Source organism: Xenorhabdus sp. PB30.3 (assembly GCF_963895965.1).
Classification (GTDB): Bacteria; Pseudomonadota; Gammaproteobacteria; order Enterobacterales; family Enterobacteriaceae; genus Xenorhabdus; species Xenorhabdus stockiae.
Window position 1 is genome coordinate 1 of the sequence record NZ_CAWQMW010000072.1, and the last position, 3,254, is coordinate 3,254.

3 protein-coding genes are annotated in these 3,254 nt (G+C 36.9%); 1 reads left to right on the forward strand and 2 read right to left on the reverse strand.

From position 1 onward, the window contains the following. Positions 1-1,115, forward strand: a 1,115-nt coding sequence (locus AACX38_RS05425) for an MFS transporter (RefSeq protein WP_228865854.1), incomplete at its 5' end; no start/stop codon positions are given. Between the two features lie 121 nt (positions 1,116-1,236). Here AACX38_RS05425 and AACX38_RS05430 read toward each other — a convergent pair. Further along, positions 1,237-1,983: a class I SAM-dependent methyltransferase gene (locus AACX38_RS05430; RefSeq protein ID WP_228865855.1), complete on the reverse strand. Its 747-nt coding sequence runs from the start codon at positions 1,981-1,983 to the stop codon at positions 1,237-1,239. Between the two features lie 80 nt (positions 1,984-2,063). Then, positions 2,064-3,026, reverse strand: coding sequence for an oxidoreductase (locus AACX38_RS05435; protein WP_228865856.1), 963 nt, complete (start codon positions 3,024-3,026; stop codon positions 2,064-2,066). Positions 3,027-3,254 lie beyond the last annotated feature (228 nt).

A 3,254-nucleotide genomic window follows, 5' to 3' on the forward strand; every position in this document is an offset into this window, starting at 1 on the left:
TAATAACACTAATAGCTATAATATGTGGTTTTACTGCTGCTAATATGTATTATGTTCAGCCACTAATCCCCATCATCCGGGATAACCTATTGGTATCTTATGAGAAAGCATCCATGCTATATTCGTTATCTCTGGTGGGTAATGCTGCGTCACTATTTTTTATAATACCATTAGGTGATTTTTATAATAAAAAGAAACTAATAGCTATTCTTTACCTTATTTCATCATTGTCGTTATTAGTTTTTTTTGTATGCGACAACTATTACGCCCTGTTATTGATGTCTTTTTTAATTGGCGTTGGAACCTCAGCCATTCCATTGATTATTGCAGGATTAAGTAAACAAAAAAACGGAACGATATATATTGGCAGGATCATGGCTGGGGTACTGATTGGTATTCTTTTTTCAAGGTTTTTGTCAAGTATCCTTAGTGAAATTTGGGGTTGGAAATCAATATATATTATTTCAAGTATTTTGATGGCTTTTTCTGGTTATTTTTTATTAAAAAATTATTCGACACCAGAAAGCATAGAAAAAAACATGGTTAAAAATTATCGAAACATTTTATTTATGAATATAACAGGAATCATTAAAAATGACATTATCCGGTATTATTGTTTTAACGCCTTTGTCATTATGTTCGTATTCTCTGCATTCTGGAGTAATGTATCTATGTTTCTGTCATCATCCTTTAGTTTTAGCCAATCAGAAATAGGTTTTTTTTCACTAATTGGTGTTGCAGGTGCTTCCTCTGCTTTATTTTCATCTTATATTTTAAAACTAATAAATTATAAAAACAAAACCCTCTATTTATTATCTGTTATAGCATTAATCATTATGGCTAGTTCTAAAAAATACATTTTAAGTACGATAATAGGCGCATTGCTGCTTGATGCGTTTATTCAGTTAACACATGTCAACAATCAAAGGAATTTGTATCTTTCTTGTAAAGGGAATGAGGCGCGCGCTGCAAGTTGTTACATGACCAGCTTTGTAATCGGTGGTGCCTTCGGCGGGTTGATTTCATCCTATATTTATACACTGTATGGGTGGAGTTGGGTTTTGATTATCTGTGCAATTATTTCTTTAATTCCAGTATGCTTAAACCAAAGATAAAATAATCATGAAAAACATTAGCACATCACTATCAATAAATTGGAGTTCTGCTCCTCGTTATTTGGCTTATTTCTTTATCGGTTCAACAATTAGCCATTCATCACAACATCAATAATTCTTTCTAACGATTAACCGCAGTAAAGGCATGAATATCAAAGTTAACAGATACTGATTCAGTACTTCCTATCTCAATCACCTTCCTCATAAATTCATTGAAATACAACTCACCACCTTCCTGCTCAATATAATGAGTGACATAACTGGTGGATAAGAAAAAGAGTGCTACTTCTTCTGGTGAAAGGAAAATAATGTTGGCAAACACTTCGCGCTGTAGATAATACAGGTGGGAACATTCACTCATCAGTTCCAGTGTATTATCATATTGAGTGAGCCGTGGATCACGATATTTAGCCCAGCGAGTAACCAGCTCTTTTTCAATGTAATCTCGCAATGGACCATAAACCAAAGGAAAATCGTACTTATAGGCACAAAACAATCCACTGGGTTTTAGCCAGCTTTTCAGATTCATCAGCACCGCCTTACGATCCATCCAATAAAAAGAGGTAGCACTTGTGATCAGATCATATGGGTGTGAGACAGAAAAAGTTTCTGCTGGTGAGATATTAAAAATGATATCAGGGTAATTATGACGCGCCCGTTTAATCAATTCATCACCCAGATCAATCCCTTCAACGTATGCAAAGTATTTTTTCAGACGAGTCGTAGAAACACCATTACCACAACCAATATCTAATGCTGCTTCATTCGTTGGTGCACGAGCTACAAGTGAATGATACAACTTGTCAGGATAAGTAATCTTGCCTCTGACAGCATCATAAGCTATTGCATTTTTATTGAATTGCTTCATTTAATGCTCCCCATACATCTGGCTTATTTAGCATTTATTCTAAATGCAATATCCGTTTTTTATGGTCTTCACTTTTTAATTTATTCTTTGGTTACAAATGTATTTACACCAGTGAGATTAGCTGTGAAGTTCCACAACTTTAAGGCTTCTGATAGATCAATTGCGTACTCACAAACACCGGCAAAAGGCTCTTTATAATCTGATGCAAGCCCGGCAACATCACAATCTTCACAATAAAGCCCTCCCAGTCCATTCAAAACTGGGTTTGTTGCAGCCCATACCTCAGTTGCAGCACCTTGTGCCGGAGTTTTAAAGGTTGGGTCAATTGGATTGCCATCCTTATCCATCCATCCCTCGCTTTCCATCTCTTCATAAGACAAATGCCGCTGAAGTGGGGTAAATATTTTCCCCGGATGCAGAGAAAACGCCCTGATGTTCTTATCTTTACCATATTCATCCAGCTGTAATGCAAAAAGTATATTTGCAGTTTTAGACTGTGCATATGCCACCCACTTGTCATAACCGCTGGTAAATTGAATATCATCCCATCTGATTGGTGAATTGTGATGCCCAGCAGATGAAACACACACTACTCTCCCTCCTACTCGAATATTATTCCATATGAGATTTACCAGTACGTAATGCCCAACATGATTTGTGGCAAACTGTGATTCCCATCCCAGGCCAACCCGTTTTTCTGGAGACGCCATAATACCTGCATTACAAATCACATAATCAAAGAGACATCTATTAGCATGGATATAATTCGCTAATTTCCTGACAGAATTAATGTCGGAAAGATCAAGTGGAAGAATTGTAATATTGCTTAGTTTGCTTAGGGCGTTAGAAGCATTCAATATATCCCTTGCCCCCACGACCACATGAGCACCTGCTTCTGATAGCGCTTTAGTAGCCTCATATCCCAGTCCAGAATGTCCACCTGTGATAAAAGCTGTCTTACCTTTAATATCAATATCTTTAAGTATATCCGAGGCTGTCGATGATGAACTAAATCCTGAGTTGATCGGTTTTTGGACTCGCATAAAATTCCCTATCGCTATTTTAATTTAGAAGTAGTCCGCTCTTACAAATTAAGTATAAAATACCTTTAAGACAGTAACTTTATCATTGCTAATAGAGACAGTCATTCAACGAATATCTATACACTTCGTCTTTCAAGTTGCCTCTTTGTTGGCTGCGCCCGTTCACCCCAGTCACATAGTTATCTATGCTCCTGGGGATTCTCTCCCTTGCCGCCGCGACGCATCTTG